The organism is Bdellovibrionales bacterium (assembly GCA_019750295.1).
Taxonomy (GTDB): domain Bacteria; phylum Bdellovibrionota; class Bdellovibrionia; order Bdellovibrionales; family JAGQZY01; genus JAIEOS01.
In genome coordinates, this window is the sequence record JAIEOS010000034.1 from 1 (window position 1) to 3,016 (window position 3,016).

At 47.7% G+C, this 3,016-nt stretch carries 5 protein-coding genes; 1 reads left to right on the forward strand and 4 read right to left on the reverse strand.

Annotated features, from left to right (window positions below; all coding sequences use genetic code 11):
- Nucleotides 1-335: hypothetical protein (locus K2Q26_07970; GenBank protein MBY0315441.1), on the reverse strand; the 335-nt coding region annotated here is incomplete at its 3' end.
- Nucleotides 336-484: 149 nt separating this feature from the next.
- Between K2Q26_07970 and K2Q26_07975 the strand changes: the two genes are divergently transcribed.
- Entirely contained in the window at nt 485-964 is a 480-nt protein-coding gene (locus K2Q26_07975) for a hypothetical protein (protein MBY0315442.1), read from the forward strand.
- Here the strand turns inward: K2Q26_07975 and K2Q26_07980 are convergent.
- The 3 genes from K2Q26_07980 to K2Q26_07990 form a co-directional block, all read right to left on the reverse strand.
- Nucleotides 926-1,246, reverse strand: coding sequence for a hypothetical protein (locus K2Q26_07980; protein MBY0315443.1), 321 nt, complete (start codon nt 1,244-1,246; stop codon nt 926-928). The genes K2Q26_07975 and K2Q26_07980 overlap by 39 nt on opposite strands.
- Before the next feature lie 109 nt (nt 1,247-1,355).
- Nucleotides 1,356-2,384, reverse strand: coding sequence for a hypothetical protein (locus tag K2Q26_07985; GenBank protein ID MBY0315444.1), 1,029 nt, complete (start codon nt 2,382-2,384; stop codon nt 1,356-1,358).
- A gap of 59 nt (nt 2,385-2,443) precedes the next feature.
- Nucleotides 2,444-3,016: hypothetical protein (locus K2Q26_07990; GenBank protein ID MBY0315445.1), on the reverse strand; the 573-nt coding region annotated here is incomplete at its 5' end.

Genomic DNA, 3,016 nt, shown 5'->3' on the forward strand with positions numbered 1-3,016 from the left:
AAATACGGAAGCTTTTGTTCTTCCAAAAGAGTTATCGATAAAGGCTGAGGGCTAAAGCCGAGGGTGATCACTCCGTAACCGAGCTCCGTAATTCTTTCGATCGCGGAGTCGGAGGAGAGGAGGGCTCGGTTGATTCCCGGGAGAAGCGCGAAGGTCGCAAGCTCGGGTTTTTGCGGAGGAATGACTTCGATGTGTACGACCTGATTCGTATTCAATTCAAGGGCGATCGCATTTTTTATCGCGGGCGGGACCACCTGTGCGAGGCCACTTGAGGAGGGCAGGGTTGAACCTAAGACTAAAATCAAAACCAAAAGGGATTTAAGGTAAGTATTCATTTCGACAGAACTATCTTCGTTTCCGAGAGCGGGCCACCGCTTTGAAGCCCCTCCCAGGATTTGAGAAAAGATTATAGTCTGTCAGGAAATTTGACCGTTCTTTTGTGAAAAAGTTTATATTTCGGCCACAAAAAAATAGGAGATTTGCTATGAAGTTTATGATTTTATTTTTCGCTATCGTGATGTCAGCAGCCCCGTCTTTCGCACAAGAATTTGTCGATATGACCGGAACTTACTCGAGCAGTCGCGGCTGTAACCGAGGGGGATTCAAGTACACTTTGGTCTTCGTGGAAGCCTCATCCAGCTCGATTGTTGTGACCTTTGACAATCCGGGCGCCGACAACAGCGTTTTCGGCCCGAGCTTTTTTACTCTTTTCCTCGGGGATTATAAATTTACACAGAATAATTCTCCGGCTTCTCACAAGACGACGATTTCTAATGGCGGAACTAAGGTCACAAGTACAACGACCGTCTATGGTTCTAAAGAATCAACAAGTCTCGCTCTGACCGGAGATGTCTTATCTCTTTCGGAAACGGGCTTGGGCCGCGCCAGCCGTTGTAGTTTTGTCAAAACTGGGAACGACGTGAATTCAATTCCGAACTCTCCATTTCGCCGCCGTCGCCACTAAAATCACGGCAAGAATCGCTGGCACCGCGAGACTGGGCCAGCGATAGTCTGTCGGGACAAAGCTCAAAAGAATTCGCCACAGCGAAAACAAAACGGCATTGATTAAAAACAGAAAAACGCACCCCGAAGCGGCAACTTTGCCTAGAGCATGTTTGGCGACCACGGTGGAGTGAAGTAAGGCCATTGCAAATCCGGAAACAAAGTAAGTCGCTCCAGTGACCATGAGATCGTTCATAACGCTATGATTGAGAGAATTATCCAGGGTAAGATCGAAACTACTCAAGACTCCCACCCACCAGCAAAGAGCGGTGGGTATCAGACAGGTAAGATAGGTAAAAAGTTTGACGACGAATTGTTCTTCTTTGGTTATGGTGGACCTTCCAGTGATGTTCCTAGAAAGTATAACCACCTTTTAATGCCAACTCATTCATGCTGAGGTCAGTGACTCTACCATTCAGTGAATAATCAAAGTTATAGAAGCTTAAAGTTCCTTCCACAAAAATATTATTCTGAGGATAGTAGCGAGTTCCCAAGTGGAATCCGAAGTCGCCATTAAGAGAGCCCGGGACATTGTCCATGCTTGCGATCATATAATTGGTTCCTAAGAAAAAGATAAACTCCTTCACCAGTCGATAGCGAAGATTCGCCGAAAGAATTGTCGTGTTCAGGACCGGATTACTTCCGAGCGCTGCGGTCGGTGTTGGAGCGATGGTGTTGGTATCGTAATCGCCGAAGGAGCGGGGAAAGGCATAAGTGAGTCCACCCGAGAGGCTAAAATTTTGCGGAAGTTCGGCAAACGCATACTCGGCGTTAAAGCTCATCGTGTTTGAACCTTTAAGATCTCGAATGGATGTTTGTGCATCGAGAGGAAGTGTTCCGCTGAGAGCTCCGCTCACGTTGTATCCTAACATCACGGACAATTTGTCTTTGATGTAAGTCTGTGCGAACTCGCTCTCATAATAAGTTTCTGTCTGAGATTCACCATCGGCGTTCCCGCTATAGATTGGTGTTTCCTGAGCCGGCGCACGTTCGACCACCAGAGTGGGCTGAGAAAGATAAACGATTGTTCCCTTTTGAACATCCTTGCTTTGGCACTGTTCGGTGTTGATATAAAAATATCCAGGAACAATTTTCTTAACGGAGGCGAGGCAAGTTCCTTCTGAGGACTTGATTTTGATATCGGTATTGATTTGAACGAGGTCCTCCTCGTTGTAGCGAACCATCGCCATATGTTTGAGCGGTTCAACGCTCTCGACGGTGAACTGAAGATCGGGACGAGTTTTTTTCTCGACCTGAGGGGCTTGGTGGTCCGCCGTTGGTGTCGACGCCTTCGCGGTGGGAGTGTTAAAAATGCTGATGTCTCGGCTTTCCACTTGAGCCATAACATTAAATGTGACCAATAAAGATGCAAATAATAACATAGAATCTCCTCTATAAAGCTGATTATAGAAAGCTCTTTAAGAAAGATTCAAGGAAACTTTTACCAGTGGTCGACGATACATTCTGCGATGCGCACTCCGTCGCACGCGGCGCTGGTAATGCCTCCAGCGTAACCAGCGCCTTCCCCAGCGGGGTAGAGCCCTTTGTGAGACAGTGATTGAAGCGATTCTTTGTCTCGCGTGACGCGAATCGGGCAAGATGTGCGCGTTTCTACTCCGTGCAACTGAGCTTTCGGAGAAATGAAACCCTTCATTTTTCCGTCAAAGTTTTCGAGAGCCTGAGCCAGTCGAAGATAAATGGATGTCGGTAAAACTTGATCGAGCCGCGCGGGGATCACCCCGGACGGGGAGCTTGTCTTTGTGTATGAGGAGGTGGAATTAGCCATAAAGCTGACCGCATCTTGCACCGGTATTTCTTTGCTGCCGCCTTTGTCCTTCACCAGATGATACGCCTTTTTCTCAACCTCGGTGCGCAAGCGCAGGCCGCCGAAAACATCCTGCTTTCCAAAATTCTTCTCGTGATCGATGGAAACGACGATGGCCGAATTGGCGTACGGTGAATTGCGGCTATAGTTGCTCATTCCGTTCACAACAATGGATTCGTTTTCGGTTCC